Consider the following 15,907-nt stretch of genomic DNA (forward strand, 5'->3'; position numbering starts at 1 on the left):
GTCGTCTGCAAGTGGAATTTAATTCCGCAGAGCGGAACGAACGGTAGGGAACATGGGACGACGATCGGAGCGGTTAAGCAGGCAAGGTGCGCTCGCTGGCGATGCCGGCGAGGGTGATGTCATCCAGGTGGTGTCGCGCGCGTTCGACGTGTTGCGATGCTTCGAGGGCCATGAGGCCCGGCTCGGCAATCTCGAGATTTCAAATCGCTGCGGCCTGCCGCGCTCGACGGTGTCGCGGCTCACGCACACGCTGACGCGGATGGGGCAACTCGTGTACCTGCCGCGCGACCAGAAGTATCGCATCGGTCCGAGCGCCGTGGCGATGAGCGCCTCGATGATGAAGGGCGCGCAGCTGCGCAGCATGATCCGGCAGCGGCTGCAGGAAGTCGCCGAGCAATTGCCAGGCACTGTCGGCTTCGTCGTTCCCGATCGATTCCATCTGGTCTATCTCCAGTTCGCGCGCTCGGCGACTGCGCTCGGCCTGCATGAGGGCACCGGCAGCCGCATCTCGATGGCCTCGACGGCCGCGGGCGCGGCCTACACCGCGGCGCTGGCGCCTGAAGTCGGCGATGCCTTCATTACAGACATGGAACGGGAAGCGCCCGAAGCTGCAAAGATCCTGCGGCCCCGCATCGAGGCCAACAGGCAGTCGTTGCTCGAGCGCGGTTATGTCACGGCCTGCGGCCTGTGGAGCCCGCACATCAACGGCCTCGCGGTGCCGATCTGGTCGCCGCAATACCAGACCTTCGTCGTCATCACGATCGGGCTGCTGTCGTCGATGTATGACGAGCAGCGTCTGCATGCTGAAGTCGCGCCGTTGATGGTCGCGCTCGGCCGCTCGCTCGGAAGCCTGATGGAGGGCGCGGAAGGCGACGTCTTCAACAACCGTATCTCGCGTAAACCGGTCGCAATGGCCGTGCACAACAATAACAAGCCGATCAATTCGGAGGGAGTGAATGAACTGGAAGCCGGAACTCGACGAGCTCGCCCGGCGCGAAGCCTTCGCGCGGGAGATGGGCGGCGTTGACAAGGTCAAGCGTCAGCATGACCAGGGCCGACTGACTGTTCGGGAGCGTATCGACAGACTGATCGACAAGGGCAGCTTTCACGAAATCGGTGCCGTCTCCGGAATCGGTGAGTACGATTCCAGCGGCGAGCTGCAGAAATTGACGCCGGCGAACTGCGTGTTCGGCCGCGCGCGTGTCGACGGCCGCACCGTGGTGGTCGTCGGCGACGATTTTACCGTGCGCGGCGGCTCGGCCGATGCGTCGATCTCGGCAAAGCCGTTGATGGCGGAGGAGATGGCGCATGATTTCCGTCTGCCCATCGTCCGCATCATCGAGGGCTCCGGCGGCGGCGGCTCGGTCAAGACCATCGAGACCAAGGGCGCGGCCAATCTGCCGGGCGGCATCGGCGGCACGCGCTGGTATCGCTTCACGACGGAGAATCTGTCGCGCGTGCCGGTCGTCGCGCTCGGTCTGGGCTCAGTCGCGGGCTTAGGCGCGGCGCGCCTTGCCGCCAGCCACTATTCCATCATGACCGGAAGTCCGCGATGTTCGTTGCGGGGCCGCCGGTGGTGAAGGCGCTCGGGCAGGACCTCTCGAAGGAGGAGCTCGGCGGTGCCGACATCCAGACTCGCGCCGGCGCGGTCGATCACGCCGTCGATACGGAAGAAGAGGCGTTCGCCTGCGCGCGGCGTTTCCTCTCTTATCTGCCGTCATCGGTCTACGAGCTGCCGCCGACCTTGCCCTGCACCGACAATCCGGAGCGCACCGAAGAAGCGCTGATGAATGCGGTGCCGCGCAACCGCAAGCAGGTCTACAAGATGCGGCCGATCGTCGAGCAGGTCGTCGACAAGGGCTCGTTCTTCGAGGTCGCCAAGAATTTCGGCAAGCCAATCATCGTCGGTCTTGCCAGGCTCGAGGGCAGGGCGGTGATGGTGCTTGCGAGCGACAGTTTCCACTATGGCGGCTCGTGGACAGCGGATGCGTGCCAGAAGGTGGTGCGCTGGGTCGACTTCGCCGAAACCTTCCACCTGCCGATCGTCTATCTCATGGACTGCCCGGGCTTCATGATCGGCCTCGATGCCGAGAAGGCGGCCACCATCCGCCACGGCGTCCGCGCCATGGCCGCGGTCAACCAGACCACCGTGCCCTGGTGCACCGTGATCCTCCGCAACGCCTTCGGTGTCGCCGGCGTGGTGCATCAGCCCGCCGACCGCTTCTCGATCCGCTACGCCTGGCCGTCAGCCTATTGGGGCTCGCTCCCGCTCGAAGGCGGCATCGAAGCCGCCTACCGCGCCGACATCGATGCGGCCGAGGACAAGGCGGACAAGCTCAAGGAGATCCAGGAACGTCTCAACAAGCTGCGCTCGCCGTTCCGCTCCGCCGAAAAATTCTGGGTCGAGGAGATCATCGATCCCAGGAAGACAAGGTCGCTGCTGTGCGAGTTCGCAAGGCTGGCCGAGCCGTTGCGGAAGGCGGGGCCGCCGGAGAACATGACGATCAGGCCGTAGGTTGCGGTCATTGCGAGCAACCGGGTGCGCGCGAAGCGAGGCCCCGATGACAGGCTCCGCGAAGCAATCCAGACTTTACCCGCGGAGGCCGTCTGGATTGCTTCGTCGCTTCGCTCCTCGTGGAGCGGCGCGGTGAAAGTCGTGATGGATGGAACCATTTCCGGCGCGGTGCATTCAAACGCGCATGAGGAACCTGTATTTCGGCATCGGGGCTCTCGCCGCCGCGCTGGTTCTCTTTACGGTTTGGCTGGGCCAGCATGAACGGGAGGCATCAATCGATCGCCTCGAGCAATGGGTGATTCCACGCCCGCCACCTGAGCGCTAAAGGAATCGCGGGCGTCACTGACGGCCCTATCGAAATACCCGCAAACACATTCGTTGTAAGCCGCCACGGAAACGGCCACGCCTTCGGCCGGACAGATCGACATTTTAGACCTGCCGGGGATGTCACTGCCGCCGGTCTTCAGCGGCAGCGACATGAGGATTGACGATTATCGCTTGGGCAGCGAGGCCATCACTTCGCCCGCGTCGCCATCCTCCAGACAGGGTGTGACGGTCAATGGGAGCAGGTCAGCCCACTGCGCGAGCCAGCGATACATGGCCTTTGGATCGCTCGATTCAGAGATCGCAAATCCCTGTCCGTTCATGCCATGCCACCGGCCCAGCATCTTGACGCCTTCGGGTGGCGCTCCGCCGGTTTCCAGAAAGCGGCTGACGGCCGCATTGAAGGTGCCTTGAGGTACACTCCAGGTTGTAATGAATTTCATGCGATTCTCCCATAATCTGAATTATTGGATGAATGCCGCGGCTGCGCCGCCCGCGCACAATAGCGCTGGCGTGTCGAATAACAACGGCGAATGAAGCCGTGGGTTAGTGCGATGGAGGCGCCGTAGCGGACTCGGTCGTGTGTCACCGGCGTCCGCCGGAGAACATGACGATACGGCCGTAGCGGCGCGAACGGGGAACTCATTGGAGCTGCCGACCTATCCCGTCTCTGATAGGATCATCTCGGGAATGAGACCGGGAGGGCTCGCTCATGTCGGCTGTCGATGCGAAGATCGTCCGCACCATGTGTCCGATGAACTGCCACCCGACGTTTTGCGGAATGCAGGTTGAGGTCGAGAGCGGTCGGCTCAAGACGCTGAGCGGAGACAAGGATAATCCGGACAGTGCCGGGTTTCTTTGCGTTCGCGGGCGCGCGACCAGCGAGATCTTCGGCAATCCGAAGCGACTGCTCTACCCCCAGATTCGCGACGATCGCCGCACCGACATCTGGCGCCGGGTAAGCTGGGACGAGGCGCTGGATTTCATGGCGAAGCGGATGCGGTCGGCTGGACCCGAGGCGGTGGGTCTATGGGCGGGGCATGGCGGCTTCACCGTGGGCAGTGCCGTGACGGTGCAGTTGATGCAGCGTTTCGCGCATATGTATGGATGCCAGAACTGGCATCCTGCAATGGTCTGTTGGGGGCTTGGCGGTTTTGGAGTGGGTCTGACGGGCGCGCTCAAGGTCAATACCAAGGAGGATATGGCTGAGAACTCGAACATGATCGTGCTTTGGGGCGCGAACATTTCGAGTCAGCCCAATACCGCCCGTCATATCGTCGCCGCTCGGCGTCGCGGGGCAAAAGTCATCACGATCGATGTAAGGAGAACGGAAGCGGCGGCTCAATCGGATGAAGTTTTCCTGATCCGCCCTGGATCGGACGCTGCGTTCGCTTTGGCCGTCATGCACGTCATCGTCACTGAAAAGCTCCATGACTCTGAGTTTATCGAAGCGCATACCGTCGGCTTCGCGGAATTGTCGTCTCACGTTCTGCCCTTCACGCCGGCCTGGGCAGCAGCCGAGACCGGTCTTGAGGAAGGCCAGATTGCGTCGTTCGCCAGAGCGTACGCGTCCACGCGACCAGCCATGATCCTTCTCGGCGGCAGCTCCATGCACAAGAGTGCCAACGGCTGGCACGCGGCGCGTGCGATCAGCTGTCTGCCGGCGTTGACCGGCAATTTTGGGGTTGCAGGCGGCGGTCTCGGCCCACGTCATGGCGCCCACAGTGCGGCCATGTGCTGGTGTGGACGGCCTCTCATCCCCACGGTTCTATGGCGCTCCGGCGTCATAGCTAGATGAGAGGAAAGTCTGATGAATCTTCCCATTCGTATCGGTATGGATACTTCCAAGTCGGTCTTCCAGCTTCACGGTGTTGACGAGAACGAGGCGGTAGTTGTCCGGCGGCAGTTTCGGCGAGCCGAGATGATCCGCTACTTCGAGCGCCTTCCGCCGGTCCTCGTCGCCATCGAGTCCTGCGGCAGTTCGCATCACTGGGCGCGCCTGCTGCAGTCGTTTGGTCATGAAGTGAAGCTGATCCCGCCCCAATATGTGAAGGCTTTCGTAAAGCGCGGCAAGAACGACGCGGCCGATGCCGAGGCGCTGTGCGAGGCGGTCACCCGGCCGAGTATGCGGTTTGTACCGGTGAAGTCAAAAGAACGGCAAGCGGCCTGCATGTTGATGACCGTGCGGGAACGCCTGGTCAGCGTGAAGTCCCAGCTTTCTAATGCCTTCAGGAGTTATGCGGCTGAGTTTGGCATCGTTGGCCCCGCCGGTCGGCAGAACGTCACGGCTCTTATCAAGCGGGTGCTCGAGGATGACAACTTACCGGAAATGGCGCGGGATCTCTTCCGCCTTCAAGCGGAGGAGTATGCCGCGGTCGAAGCCCGCCTGGCAAAGATCGAAGCCAAGCTGATGAAGTGGCATCGTGAGGATGATGTCAGCAGGCGGATCGCGACGATTCCCGGCGTCGGTCCGATTGGGTCGTCCATGCTAAGCATGAAGGCGCCCCCGCCGGAGACGTTCAGATCAGGCCGCGACTTCGCGGCTTGGCTCGGACTGACACCCAAGGATCACTCAACTGGCGGCCGGCAACGATATGGCGGTATCACAAAGGCCGGAGATTCAATGCTCCGATCGACGTTGATTGTCGGCGCGACTGCGCTGCTGAGGCACATTCGAAAGGGCCGTCATAAGCCGACACCCTGGCTCACTTCGCTGCTGGAGCGAAAGCCGCCGAAGTTGGTCGCGGTGGCCTTAGCCAACAAGTTCGCCCGTATCGCCTGGCGCTTGATGATATCGGGTGGCGTGTACAACCGGCCGGTAGCCGCCATGCCCATCTGATCTGAACTCGGTGTACCGGTCGAGATTGCTCGCCGGATAACCCACGAACTTGCAGGACGCAGTAGATGGAAGGTGGACCGATCGGTCGATACGCGCGAGCTTCCGTAGATTACACTGGCATCACGAATGTCGCCTATGTGCTTGGAGCGTGCGTAGCGAACACCATCTTGGCCAGCGGGCTTTGTCCGCGCAAACAGGCCGGACATCTGATAGCAAGCGATCTGGCCAGAAGTCTGCTATAATCCTGACAAGCGGGGGGCCGTCCACATCTGCAATCTGAATACGGGTGTGGCACGCGCGCCGGGCAATTATGTTGCCAATCAAATGCCCGACATCGCAAAGGCCTTGTCCGACGGGCAGCTCAAGGTTCTGCTCCTGCTGGGGACCAACATGCTGTCGTCCTTCGCGGACGCCGGTGAAATCTCCCATGGTCTCGGCAAGACGGGTCTGGTCGTTTGCGTCGATCTGTTCATGAATGAAACGGCGCGGCGTTTCGCCGATGTGTTGTTGCCTGGAACCGCCTGGCTCGAGGAATTGGGATTTTAGGTGACGAACACGCACCTCTATCTGATGGAGCGTGCACTGGAGCGGGAGGGAGAGACGCGCCCGATCTATGAAATCCTGAGTTCTTTGGCAGACTCCCTCGGGCTTGCTGACTTCTTTCCGTGGGCGTCGATCGAAGAGGTGATCGATGTCATCTTGAATGACACGACAACCGGCCATGCGACTGTTGCGTCGCTGCGCGCTGCCGGTGGCTTTTTGCCTCTTAACGTGCCCGCGGTCGCCTATGCGGATCGGAAATTCGATTCATCGTCCGGGAAGATCGAATTCTGCTCGCCGCAGGCGGCAAGGCTCGGGCTTCCGCCACTTCCGGTGCACGGCGGCGACCAGGCTTCGCCCTATCCGTTGTCGCTGAGCTTCGGAAGGACGCTGACACATTTTCATTCGTTCTATGACGAGGGCCAGGCTCTCCCGGCATTGGCAAAGCACAATGTTGCCCCGCAACTCTGGATATCGCCGGTGGATGCAGAGGCGCGTCAGCTCAGCAACGGGGATGCGATCAGGATTTACAATCAGCGGGGCGAGTTCGCGGCAAAGGCCTGCGTCACCGACGACGTCAAGCCCGGGGTGGTCTGGATGCGCGATGGCTGGGTTGGCCTCAATCATCTCACGTCCGGCGACGCGGTCCTGACCGGAGACGCTCTTAGTCTTTTTCACTTCTCCGTTGGCCAGTCCGACTACGGCGCCCGCGTGGAGGTCGCGCGAAGGCAGGCATCGTTGTAGACGAGGCTATCCGGCGTCGATCACAGCCGCAGCACCTTGCCTGGATTCATGATGTTCTGTGGGTCGAGCGCGCGCTTGATCGTTCGCATGATGTCGAGCTCGGTCTTCGACCGGTAGTGACTGAGCTCGTCGAGCTTGTCGATGCCGATGCCGTGCTCCGCCGAGATCGAGCCGCCCATGGAAGTGATGAGATCGTTCACGGCCCGCGTGATAGCGGACGAATATTGGGTCAGCGTCTGCTGATCCATGCCTTTGGGGCCCATGAACGAGAAATGCAGATTGCCGTCGCCGATGTGTCCCAAAGGATAGGGGCGAATGGTCGGAAGAATGTCGAACACGGCCTTGAGCCCCTGGTCGATGAACCCGGGAATCCTGGAGATGGCCACCGACACGTCGTAGCTCAGTCCCGGCCCCTCGGCACGGGAGGCCTCGGCGACGCTTTCCCGGATGCGCCACATGTTGCGCGATTGACCGACCGTCTGCGCCAATGCCGCGTCGAGCACGCGGCCGGCCTCGAGCTGATCGGCGAGAAACTGCTCCAGCTTCTCGGTCATGCCCTCGGTCCCGTCCTGTCGGGCCCGCGAGGACGACCATTCAAGCAGGAGGTACCATGGCGTGTCCGCCTTGAGAGGGTCCTGGGTGCCGGGGATATGGCGCAGCACCATGTCGATGGCGCTGCGGCTCATCAGCTCGCAGGAGCCGACATTGTCCCCTGATGCGGCATGGGCTTCGGACAGGATCTCCAGCGCCGCGCGCGGATCGCGGATCGCCAGCCACGCCGTGCAGACGTCCTTCGGCGCCGGCCATAGCTTGAGGACGGCCTTCGTGATGATGCCCAGCGTTCCCTCGGCGCCCATGAAAAGGTGCTTGAGGTCGTAGCCCGTGTTGTCCTTCTTGAGCGCGCGCAGGCCGTCCCAGACGTCCCCGTTGGCCAGCACGACTTCGAGCCCCAAGACGAGATTGCGGGCATTGCCATAGCGGAGCACCTGAACGCCGCCGGCGTTGGTCGAGAGATTGCCGCCGATCATGCATGAGCCCTGGGCGCCAAGGCTGAGCGGCAGGAACCTGTCGTGACGGCTTGCGGTCTCCTGAAGCGTCTGGAGAACGCAGCCGGCCTCGACCGTCATTGCGTAACCGACGGCATCGACGTCCAGCACGCGGTTCATGCGGCCAAGCGACAGCACGATACCGGTGTGCGCCGGCCAGGGCGTGGCCCCGCCCATCAGACCGGTGTTGCCACCCTGCGGCACGATCGCGACGCCGTGCTCGTGGCAAAGCCGGACAACTTTCGAGACTTCCTCGGTGCTGCCAGGACGGACGACGGCGCCCGCGCCGCCGACCAGCAGTCCACGCCAATCCGTCACGAACGGCTGCTTGCCGTGCTCGTCCTCGATCAGGCCCTTCTCGCCGACGATCGCGCGCAGCGCATCGCGCATCCGGGCGGTCAAAGGAGCGGTCGGGATGGTGGGTAGGGAGGACGGGAAGGCAGCTGGCATTTTGTTTCCCCTGGCGCATCTTGGTGTGCACTGCGCACGTAACGTGCAGGGGTATTCTCCACGTTTGCGGCGGGGAGTCTAATGGCAATATGTCTCGAAGCGGGGACCGTGGACGAACGCGTCCAGCAGGTGCCCGTCACCGACGGCGCTTGGTCTCGGCCGAGCGGAATTCTAGTGGATGATCTGGTTCAGGAAACCCTTCGCCCGTTCCGTGCGCGGAGCCCGGAAGAACGTCTCCGGATCCGCTTCCTCCACGATGCTTCCGCGATCCATGAAGACGACCCGATCGGCGACCTCGCGGGCGAATCCCATCTCGTGCGTCACGCAGACCATCGTCATTCCATCTCGCGCCAGCTCGACCATGGTGTCCAGCACTTCCTTGACCATCTCGGGGTCGAGAGCGGACGTCGGTTCGTCGAACAGCATGATCTTGGGCTGCATGCACAGCGCCCGCGCGATGGCGACGCGTTGCTGCTGGCCACCCGACAATTGTGCGGGATACTTGTCCGCCTGATCCTGAATGCGGACCTTCCGCAGCAAGCCGAGTGCGCGATCGCGCGCTTCCGCTTGCGAGATGCCACGAACCTTCATCGGAGCCAGCATGCAGTTCTCGGCGACCGTGAGGTGCGGAAAGAGGTTGAAGCTCTGAAAGACCATCCCGACCTCGCAGCGCACGCTGTTGATGTCGGCCATGCGGTTGCTCAATTCGACACCGTCGACGACGATCCTGCCGCCGTCGTGTTTCTCGATGTGGTTGATGCACCGGATGAGCGTCGACTTGCCGGAGCCCGAAGGACCGCACAGGACGATCTTCTCGCCCTTGCCGACCCTGAGATTGACGTCGTTCAGCGCATTGAATGCGCCGAATCGCTTCATCACATTCTCGACGAGGACGATTGCATTGGGCTGCGTGGCATTGCTGACAGTCGCTTGAGGCATGTTCGTCTCCCGAATACGAGGCCGTTTGGTATCCCGATGATCATCGTGCCGTGGCAAGGCCATATCGCTTGCGAAGGGTGGCGACGCACTGGGAGGCCGCCGAGCTGATGACGAGGTAGGCCACCGCGACGACGAGGTACATCTCGACGAGACGTCCATTGAGCTGTGCGAGCTTGGAAGCCGCGCCCAGAAGATCCGTCAACGACAGCACGTAAACGAGAGACGTGTCCTGAAACAGGATGATCGTCTGGCTCAGGATGATCGGGCTCGCCACGCGAAGGACTTGCGGCAGGACGACATGGCGGTAGGTGTCGTAGGTCGACAGCGCGAGCGCCTGGCAGGCCTCGAATTGCCCCTTGTTCACGGCCCGCAGTCCGACGCGGATGATCTCTGAGTAGTAGGCGGCTTCAAACAAGCCAAAGGTGATGAACGCCGTGTAGGTCGCCCCGATCGGAATCGGGCGGCCGTTGCCGCTCAGGTGCCCAAGCACGATCGGCACCAGGAAGAAGAACCAGAAGAGGACGAGGATCAACGGGATCGACCGGATGATCGCGACGTAGCCGCGGACGATCTGCGCGAACACCGGGACCTCGAAGTGCTGTACCAGCGCAAGACAGGTTCCGAGGACCATGCCGATGGCGAATGCGGCCACCGTGAGCGAAAGCGAGAAGAGCAGGCCCGACCAGAGATAAGGCCACGACTGCGCGACGATCGAGAAATCGAGGGTATTCATTTCACGGTCTCCATGGCGCCCGGCAGAGCGCTGCCCTGCTGCATGTCAGCGGCGAGATCCTGTTCAGCAGTGAGCTTCACCGGGGCGCTGCCCGGAATCCTGACGGCCTTGTCGATGAGCGTCATGATCTGATACGCAACCAGCGCCAGGCAAAGATAGATGATCGTCGCCGCGCCGAAGGCCGAGAATGTCTGGAACGTTGCCTCGCTGATCTGGCGCGCCTGTGCGGTGAGCTCCATCAAGCCGATCGTGAGTGCGACGGAGGTGTTCTTGTATATTCCCATCACCTCGCTGGTGAGGCTCGGCACGATCAGGCGCAGAGCCTGCGGCACGACGACGTAGCGATAGGTGAGGTAGCCGCTGAGGCCGAGAGCGTTGGCGGCCTCGATCTGCCCCTTCGGAAGCGCTTCGATGCCGGCCCGGACCTGCTCGGCTATTCGAGACGCCGTGTAGAGTCCCAGGCAAAGGAGTGCCGGGAAGAACGATGCCCAAGGCGGCGGCATCTGCTTGATGGGGTTTCCGAGCGCGGCCGGTACCACCTCCGGGAAAACGAAGTACCAGAGGAACATCTGCACCAGGACAGGGATGTTCCGGAATATCTCGACGTAGAGCCGGGCCGGAATCGAGACGAAGCGATTCTGGACTGTGCGGCCCACGCCGACGAACACGCCGATGCCAAAGGCGATCCACCAGCCGAAGAAGGCCAGAGCCAGGGTCCAACCGAGACCCGACAGAAGCCAGTCGATATAGCGCTGGCCGTCTGCCGCCTGTTCAAAAAGCACTCCGAACATCGCGAGCCTCCGGGTTGCAGGTGCGGACGAGGATGACTTTCCGGGACGATCAGCTCCGTCAATCAGTCGACGGCATCGCTGGGATGTGCGATCCGCGCCATCAACTCGTCGGTGAGCGGGAATGCGAGGTTCTCACCCTTGGGCGGGATTGGCCTGGTGAACCATTTCGCGTAGGTCTTCTCGAATTGGCCGGATGCCATCTGCTTGGAGAGAACGTCGTCGACGAGCCTCTTGAAGCCGGCGTCGCCCTTGGTGAACATCAGCCCATAGTAGATCTTCGCGTAACCCTCGGAAAGGAACAGGAGCGCGTCCGGATTCGGCGCCGCAGCCTTGAGCCCGGCGAGGAGGATATCGTCCTCCATGAAGGCGACGGCGCGGCCGGTGTTTAGCATCAGGAAGGACTCCGCATGGTCCTTGGCCTGGACGATGTTGAGGCCGAGCTGCTCCTTGGCGTTGACGCTCTGCGCGAAACCTACTGCGTTGGAGCCTTGCGTGGCGACAACCGTCTTGCCTTTCAGGTCGCCGGCGGTCTTCACGCCACTGGCGGCCTTGACGAGCCAGCGCGGCTGGCTGACGAACGTTGCGACCGAGAACGAGACCTGTTCCTGCCTCTTCTTGTCGTTCGCGGTGCCGCCGCATTCGATGTCGACAGTCCCGCTCTGGATCAGGGGTATCCGGTTCGAGGAGTTCACCGGCGTGTAGTTGACCGACCGGGCAACTTCAGCTCATCCTTGATGCGATCGATGATCGCCGCGCAGAGATCGAGCGAGAAGCCGATCGGCTTCTGATCCGGCCCGAGGTACGAGAACGGTATCGAAGCCTCACGGTAGCCGATCGTGATCGCGCCGCTGGATTTGACCTTGTCGAGCGTCGGGCTGTCGGCTGCCGCGGACGGGCTTGCGTTGATAGCCAGGAGCGCCGGGAGAAGTCCCAATACCTGAACGAGCTTCTTCATGGTCTTTGCCTTCCCATCGTTTGTCAAACTCAAGCTGCGACGGACGGGCGTCCGAGCCCTCGCCGGCGGATGACGTCGATCAGGCGATCGATGTCGGTGGCGGTGTTGAACATGCCGAGCGAGACGCGAATGCCATCTCGTTCGGGCGACACGCGCACATCGTTCTCCTCGAAATGGCCGAGCCAGTCTGCCGCGGGCAGGGCGATGACATAGATGTGCGGAGCGCGATGCTTGCGCTCGCGCGGACCAACGAGGCGGACGCCCAGCTCGTCCAGGCGTGCAATCAGGTGATCGCCGAGATCGAAGCAGTGGTTCTGGATGTTCTGCACCCCGATCTGCTCGATCATGTCGAGCGAAGCACCGAGGGCGTGGACTGCGGGCAGGTTGAAGTTGCCGAGCTCGAAGCGCCTGGCGGCCGGCGAGGGCGCCATCCCGTCGGCACGCGCGATGAGATCGCTCGGGATCTCGGCGAGGCTCGCAGCCGCCAGATAGGTCGGCTCGAGCTCTTTGAGCGTCTTGTCCCAATAGAGCAGCCCGAGCCCTTGCGGAACCAATAATCCCTTGTGGCTGCCGGAGCCGATGAAGCTTGCGCCGATCGCCTTGGCGTCAACAGGCACGACTCCGATGGCCTGCATCACGTCCACCACGAAGTGGAGCTTGTTCCTGACGCACATCGCGCCGACGCTCTCGATGTCAAAGCGGTGACCGGCGTGAAAAGTCACATGCGACATCGAGATCGCACGCGTCCTTTCGTCAATGAAGGGAGCAAAGCTGTCGGCGTCGACGACGTCCGTCATCGGGATGAAGCGGATCTCGACGCCTTTCCGTTGCAGATTGAGGAACGCGTAGGCGTTGTTCGGGTGATCGCCGTGGATCATCAGGACGTTGTCGCCGGCCTGTAGCGGCAGTGCGTTTGCCGCAATGTTCATGCTTTCCGACGTGTTTTTCGTGAAGGCAATCTCATCCGCCGTCACGCCGAGAAAGCGGGCGACCTTGGCACGGGTCTGCTCGACCCGATCGAGCCAGATGCTCTTCGGACCGGCTGTCTCGAAGCCCTCGCGAAGGAAAAGCTCGATCGCGGCCTTCACGGGACGCGCGAGCGGCGTTTGAAACCCGGAATCCAGATAGACCATCCGTTCGACGGCGGGGAATTCCTTCCTCACGGCGTCCACGTCGTAATGACGAGACATGCACATCTCCTGTTGAGCGCGCCGGCAGAACTTGGCTCCCGGCCAAGCGGCGGAGCGCGATTTTCGGAACGGCGAGACCGCACTGCACAATTTCTGGTCAATCGCCGGTGACGCCAAGAATATGAGCTTTCAGGATTTCGACAATCGATTATATCGAATTTCAATAGGTTTTATTCCGAAAAATGATAATACTTGGCGTTGATCTTGATTTCACTTCCAGTTTTGGCCGTGCGGGAAATGACGAAGCGAATTGGGAAGGATGGACCGTTGGACCGGGCTTTCGCGATCGTTCGGCATGTTGCCGACCAACGCAAAGCCGTCTCGGCCGCGGAGATCGCAAAGGCTCTTTCGCTGCCGCTTCCAACGGCACACAGGTTGATCGGAAACCTCGAAGACCGCGGATTGCTTCAGAAGGCGTTGGGTACCAAGCGGTACGTTGTGGGAAACCAGCTCGTCACGCTGTCCGCCACCGTCATCGGCGCTGCATTTCGCACTGCGCGGCGGCACGCGGTGCTTCGGGCGGTCGCGGGAGAAATCGGCGAACAGTGTGAGATCGGCGTCGTGCGCGACAACGTCGTTGCCTATGTCGACAGCGTTCGCGTTTCGGAGCCGCAAGGTCTCCAGTTCAATCCGGGAGAAGCGGCGCCGTTACACTGCACGTCGACCGGAAAGATCTATATGAGCAGACTGCCCGAGCGGATCCGGGCGAAGCTGTGCCGCGCGCTACCCCTAACCAAGTTCACCGAAACGACGATCGTCGATGTCCACGCTCTGATGAAGGTTCTCGAGGAGACGCGACAACGCGGCTGGGCCAAGACAAACGAAGAGTACGTCAAGGGGGTGGTGGGGTGCGCCGTCCCCATTCTGTCACCGGATCGGGAGTTGATCGCTTGCCTCGGCGTCTCTGTACCGGTGGCCCGCGTGAGCTTCGCCGAACTGGACCGGTTCATAGCGCCGCTTCAAAAGGCCGCCGCTCTGCTATCCGACACCATTCTGCAAGTTGAAGACGACGATGGCGCAGATGCCCGATGACGGCATGATGCCTTGGCCTCCGTGCCATAGCCGTCCTTAACCAGACCGACGTGCCTGCTGCGCGGTGATGCTGCGCAGCCCACCGGACGCACCCGCCAGCGCCGGCGTTGAGGCCGTATCGACCGCACCTGAGGCCGCTTACCCCTCAATCTCTGCGATCGCGTTTAACCGACGTTAATGATGTCTTCTCGATATGGAACATCCCACTCCGTTGCACTCCCTGTTTGTGGATTGCCCGTAAGTGTTGATTAAGAAGGCCATATCCATATTCCAGCCTGCGATTGGCGGGCTGACCGGCAGCGGTAATCCCACCGGTTGCCCCGATCAAAAGACTTTAGGAATTGCTCTCTGCCGCCACGACGGCAATCAGGATGAAGGTCATGCTCCGCCGGGTAGTGCTCCGTTTCGCAAGAGACCGGAAGGCCAACATCGCCGTTATCTTCGCCCTCACGATGGTGCCGATCGTCTTTCTCCTGGGCATGACGCTCGACTACACGCAGGCCGTCCGCAAGCGGGAGCAATTGAACGCAGCCGCCGACGCGGCCGCGATCGCAGCCGTGCGGCCGGCGATGCTGACCCAGACCGACAAGACGGTCGTCCAGGCGACCGCCGCAGCCGTCTTTGCAGCGAAGGCGAATCTTCCCGGTCTGACGGCGACGCCGACGCCGACCATCACCGTCACGGATTCCGGCCTCGCACGAAGCATCACGGTTTCGTACACCGCGCAGTCCGTCAATAATTTCCCCAGCGTTCTCGGCAAGCAGACCTGGGACGTCTCTGGCTCCTCAACGGCGAAGGCGTCGAGTGCGCCCAACATGAATTTCTACCTGCTGCTGGACGACTCGCCGTCGATGGCGCTCGCCGCGACGCAGGCCGACATCACCAACATGATCGCGGCCACGAAGAACCAGCCCAGCTACGCGAAGAATTGCTCGTTCGCCTGCCATGAGGCGCGTCCCAACAACGCAACTGCCAGCTCGACGAACAAGGACAATCTCACGGTCGCACGCGCAAACAACATCACGCTGCGCATCGATCTCGTGACCAACGCCGTTACGCAATTGCTGAAGGGACCCTGGACGTGCCCGCAGGCGGGTGTGACGGGCGGCGTCATGCAGTGCATGTCGGCGCTCAACAACACGACCTACAAGGCCGCCATCTACACCTTCGACTACGCCCTCAACACGATTCAGGTGCTGACCACGCCGGACACCGCCGCCACGAAGATCAACAACATTCAGCTCCTGACGGTCGACCACCAGAACTGCCCCATTGTCGATAGCAAGGGCAACTGCACCTACACCACCGACTACGGCACGGATATCTCGGGCGGGCTCACGGGCGTCAACACCGTGATGCCTGCGCCAGGCACCGGCACCAATCAGGCGGGCGATACGCCGCAGGAAGTGGTCTTCCTCGTCACCGACGGCGTCGAGGACAAGCTCATCCCGAAGACGGGGGGCTCCTGCGACCCCAATGCCACCTATGCGCTTCCGACAGCCAACTCGACGACCTTGCGGTGCCAGCAACCGCTCGACACGACGGTCTGCACGACGATCAAGAACCGCGGCATTCGCATCGCGGTCCTCTACACCGAGTATCTGCAGCTGAGCGACAGCTGGTACACGAGCCGCATCTCGCAGTTCAACAATCCATCCTCGTCAACCGGCACGATCGCGACACGGCTGCAATCGTGCGCATCGCCCGGTCTGTATGCGAGCGTGCAGACAGGTGGCGACATTTCCGCGGCGCTGACCAACCTCTTCATCAAGGTTGCGTCCAGCACGGCCAGCCTCGTGCAGTAGGGAA

General features: G+C 62.0%; 13 protein-coding genes and 2 pseudogenes. 8 read left to right on the forward strand and 7 right to left on the reverse strand.

The features are described 5' to 3' along the window. Nucleotides 1-52 precede the first annotated feature (52 nt). Together J4G43_RS21930 and J4G43_RS21935 are read left to right on the forward strand one after the other, a co-directional pair. Nucleotides 53-1,027 (forward strand): IclR family transcriptional regulator, encoded by a 975-nt coding sequence (locus tag J4G43_RS21930; protein WP_208086270.1) that lies wholly within the window; start codon nt 53-55, stop codon nt 1,025-1,027. Then, a pseudogene (locus J4G43_RS21935) lies at nt 957-2,515 on the forward strand (acyl-CoA carboxylase subunit beta). The gene J4G43_RS21930 and the pseudogene J4G43_RS21935 overlap by 71 nt, the downstream one beginning before the upstream one ends. A gap of 491 nt (nt 2,516-3,006) precedes the next feature. Here the strand turns inward: J4G43_RS21935 and J4G43_RS21940 are convergent. Continuing rightward, complete coding sequence (locus J4G43_RS21940) at nt 3,007-3,282, reverse strand: DUF3303 domain-containing protein (RefSeq protein ID WP_038941960.1); 276 nt, start codon at nt 3,280-3,282, stop codon at nt 3,007-3,009. Nucleotides 3,283-3,551: 269 nt separating this feature from the next. Here J4G43_RS21940 and J4G43_RS21945 point away from each other — a divergent pair, with 269 nt between their 5' ends. From J4G43_RS21945 to J4G43_RS21960, 4 genes are all read left to right on the forward strand, one after another. Continuing rightward, nucleotides 3,552-4,637 (forward strand): molybdopterin-containing oxidoreductase family protein, encoded by a 1,086-nt coding sequence (locus J4G43_RS21945; RefSeq protein WP_208086271.1) that lies wholly within the window; start codon nt 3,552-3,554, stop codon nt 4,635-4,637. 12 nt (nt 4,638-4,649) lie between these two features. Then, nucleotides 4,650-5,678, forward strand: a complete 1,029-nt coding sequence (locus J4G43_RS21950) for an IS110 family RNA-guided transposase (protein WP_038953117.1) — start codon at nt 4,650-4,652, stop codon at nt 5,676-5,678. Nucleotides 5,679-5,966: 288 nt separating this feature from the next. Next, entirely contained in the window at nt 5,967-6,224 is a 258-nt protein-coding gene (locus tag J4G43_RS21955) for a molybdopterin-dependent oxidoreductase (RefSeq protein WP_208086272.1), read from the forward strand. Beyond that, nucleotides 6,225-6,962: a molybdopterin dinucleotide binding domain-containing protein gene (locus J4G43_RS21960; RefSeq protein WP_208086273.1), complete on the forward strand. Its 738-nt coding sequence runs from the start codon at nt 6,225-6,227 to the stop codon at nt 6,960-6,962. It abuts the gene before it with no gap. 20 nt (nt 6,963-6,982) lie between these two features. Here the strand turns inward: J4G43_RS21960 and J4G43_RS21965 are convergent, their stop codons facing one another. The 6 genes and pseudogenes from J4G43_RS21965 to J4G43_RS21990 all read right to left on the reverse strand — a co-directional run bounded on the left by J4G43_RS21965 (nt 6,983) and on the right by J4G43_RS21990 (nt 13,066). After that, complete coding sequence (locus J4G43_RS21965) at nt 6,983-8,458, reverse strand: FAD-binding oxidoreductase (RefSeq protein ID WP_208086274.1); 1,476 nt, start codon at nt 8,456-8,458, stop codon at nt 6,983-6,985. 171 nt (nt 8,459-8,629) lie between these two features. Continuing rightward, nucleotides 8,630-9,397 (reverse strand): amino acid ABC transporter ATP-binding protein, encoded by a 768-nt coding sequence (locus J4G43_RS21970; RefSeq protein ID WP_063983835.1) that lies wholly within the window; start codon nt 9,395-9,397, stop codon nt 8,630-8,632. Nucleotides 9,398-9,437: 40 nt separating this feature from the next. Beyond that, nucleotides 9,438-10,130, reverse strand: a complete 693-nt coding sequence (locus tag J4G43_RS21975; RefSeq protein WP_208086275.1) for an amino acid ABC transporter permease — start codon at nt 10,128-10,130, stop codon at nt 9,438-9,440. Then, complete coding sequence (locus tag J4G43_RS21980; RefSeq protein ID WP_208086276.1) at nt 10,127-10,921, reverse strand: amino acid ABC transporter permease; 795 nt, start codon at nt 10,919-10,921, stop codon at nt 10,127-10,129. The genes J4G43_RS21975 and J4G43_RS21980 overlap by 4 nt, the downstream gene beginning before the upstream one ends. 62 nt (nt 10,922-10,983) lie before the next feature. Next, nucleotides 10,984-11,876, reverse strand: a pseudogene (locus tag J4G43_RS21985) (amino acid ABC transporter substrate-binding protein). Nucleotides 11,877-11,905: 29 nt separating this feature from the next. After that, nucleotides 11,906-13,066: an aminotransferase class V-fold PLP-dependent enzyme gene (locus J4G43_RS21990; RefSeq protein ID WP_208086277.1), complete on the reverse strand. Its 1,161-nt coding sequence runs from the start codon at nt 13,064-13,066 to the stop codon at nt 11,906-11,908. A 237-nt stretch (nt 13,067-13,303) separates the two neighbouring features. On the opposite strand from J4G43_RS21990, the gene J4G43_RS21995 reads away from it, so the two are divergent. Both J4G43_RS21995 and J4G43_RS22000 read left to right on the forward strand, forming a co-directional pair. Then, complete coding sequence (locus tag J4G43_RS21995) at nt 13,304-14,098, forward strand: IclR family transcriptional regulator (RefSeq protein WP_208089381.1); 795 nt, start codon at nt 13,304-13,306, stop codon at nt 14,096-14,098. A gap of 380 nt (nt 14,099-14,478) precedes the next feature. Next, nucleotides 14,479-15,903 carry a TadE/TadG family type IV pilus assembly protein gene (locus J4G43_RS22000; RefSeq protein ID WP_071917521.1) on the forward strand — a complete coding sequence of 475 codons (1,425 nt, stop codon included), beginning with the start codon at nt 14,479-14,481 and terminating at the stop codon, nt 15,901-15,903. Nucleotides 15,904-15,907 lie beyond the last annotated feature (4 nt).

Source organism: Bradyrhizobium barranii subsp. barranii (assembly GCF_017565645.3).
Lineage (GTDB): Bacteria > Pseudomonadota > Alphaproteobacteria > Rhizobiales > Xanthobacteraceae > Bradyrhizobium > Bradyrhizobium barranii.

What these genes read in the sequence shown, in the direction of transcription:
- J4G43_RS21965 (WP_208086274.1), bottom strand. Translation starts at nt 8,458, where the DNA reads ATGCCAGCTGCCTTCCCGTCCTCCCTACCCACCATCCCGACCGCTCCT.
- J4G43_RS21930 (WP_208086270.1), top strand. Translation starts at nt 53, where the DNA reads ATGGGACGACGATCGGAGCGGTTAAGCAGGCAAGGTGCGCTCGCTGGC.
- J4G43_RS21975 (WP_208086275.1), bottom strand. Translation starts at nt 10,130, where the DNA reads ATGAATACCCTCGATTTCTCGATCGTCGCGCAGTCGTGGCCTTATCTC.
- J4G43_RS22000 (WP_071917521.1), top strand. Translation starts at nt 14,479, where the DNA reads ATGCTCCGCCGGGTAGTGCTCCGTTTCGCAAGAGACCGGAAGGCCAAC.
- J4G43_RS21945 (WP_208086271.1), top strand. Translation starts at nt 3,552, where the DNA reads ATGTCGGCTGTCGATGCGAAGATCGTCCGCACCATGTGTCCGATGAAC.
- J4G43_RS21995 (WP_208089381.1), top strand. Translation starts at nt 13,304, where the DNA reads ATGACGAAGCGAATTGGGAAGGATGGACCGTTGGACCGGGCTTTCGCG.
- J4G43_RS21970 (WP_063983835.1), bottom strand. Translation starts at nt 9,397, where the DNA reads ATGCCTCAAGCGACTGTCAGCAATGCCACGCAGCCCAATGCAATCGTC.
- J4G43_RS21980 (WP_208086276.1), bottom strand. Translation starts at nt 10,921, where the DNA reads ATGTTCGGAGTGCTTTTTGAACAGGCGGCAGACGGCCAGCGCTATATC.
- J4G43_RS21990 (WP_208086277.1), bottom strand. Translation starts at nt 13,066, where the DNA reads ATGTCTCGTCATTACGACGTGGACGCCGTGAGGAAGGAATTCCCCGCC.
- J4G43_RS21940 (WP_038941960.1), bottom strand. Translation starts at nt 3,282, where the DNA reads ATGAAATTCATTACAACCTGGAGTGTACCTCAAGGCACCTTCAATGCG.
- J4G43_RS21950 (WP_038953117.1), top strand. Translation starts at nt 4,650, where the DNA reads ATGAATCTTCCCATTCGTATCGGTATGGATACTTCCAAGTCGGTCTTC.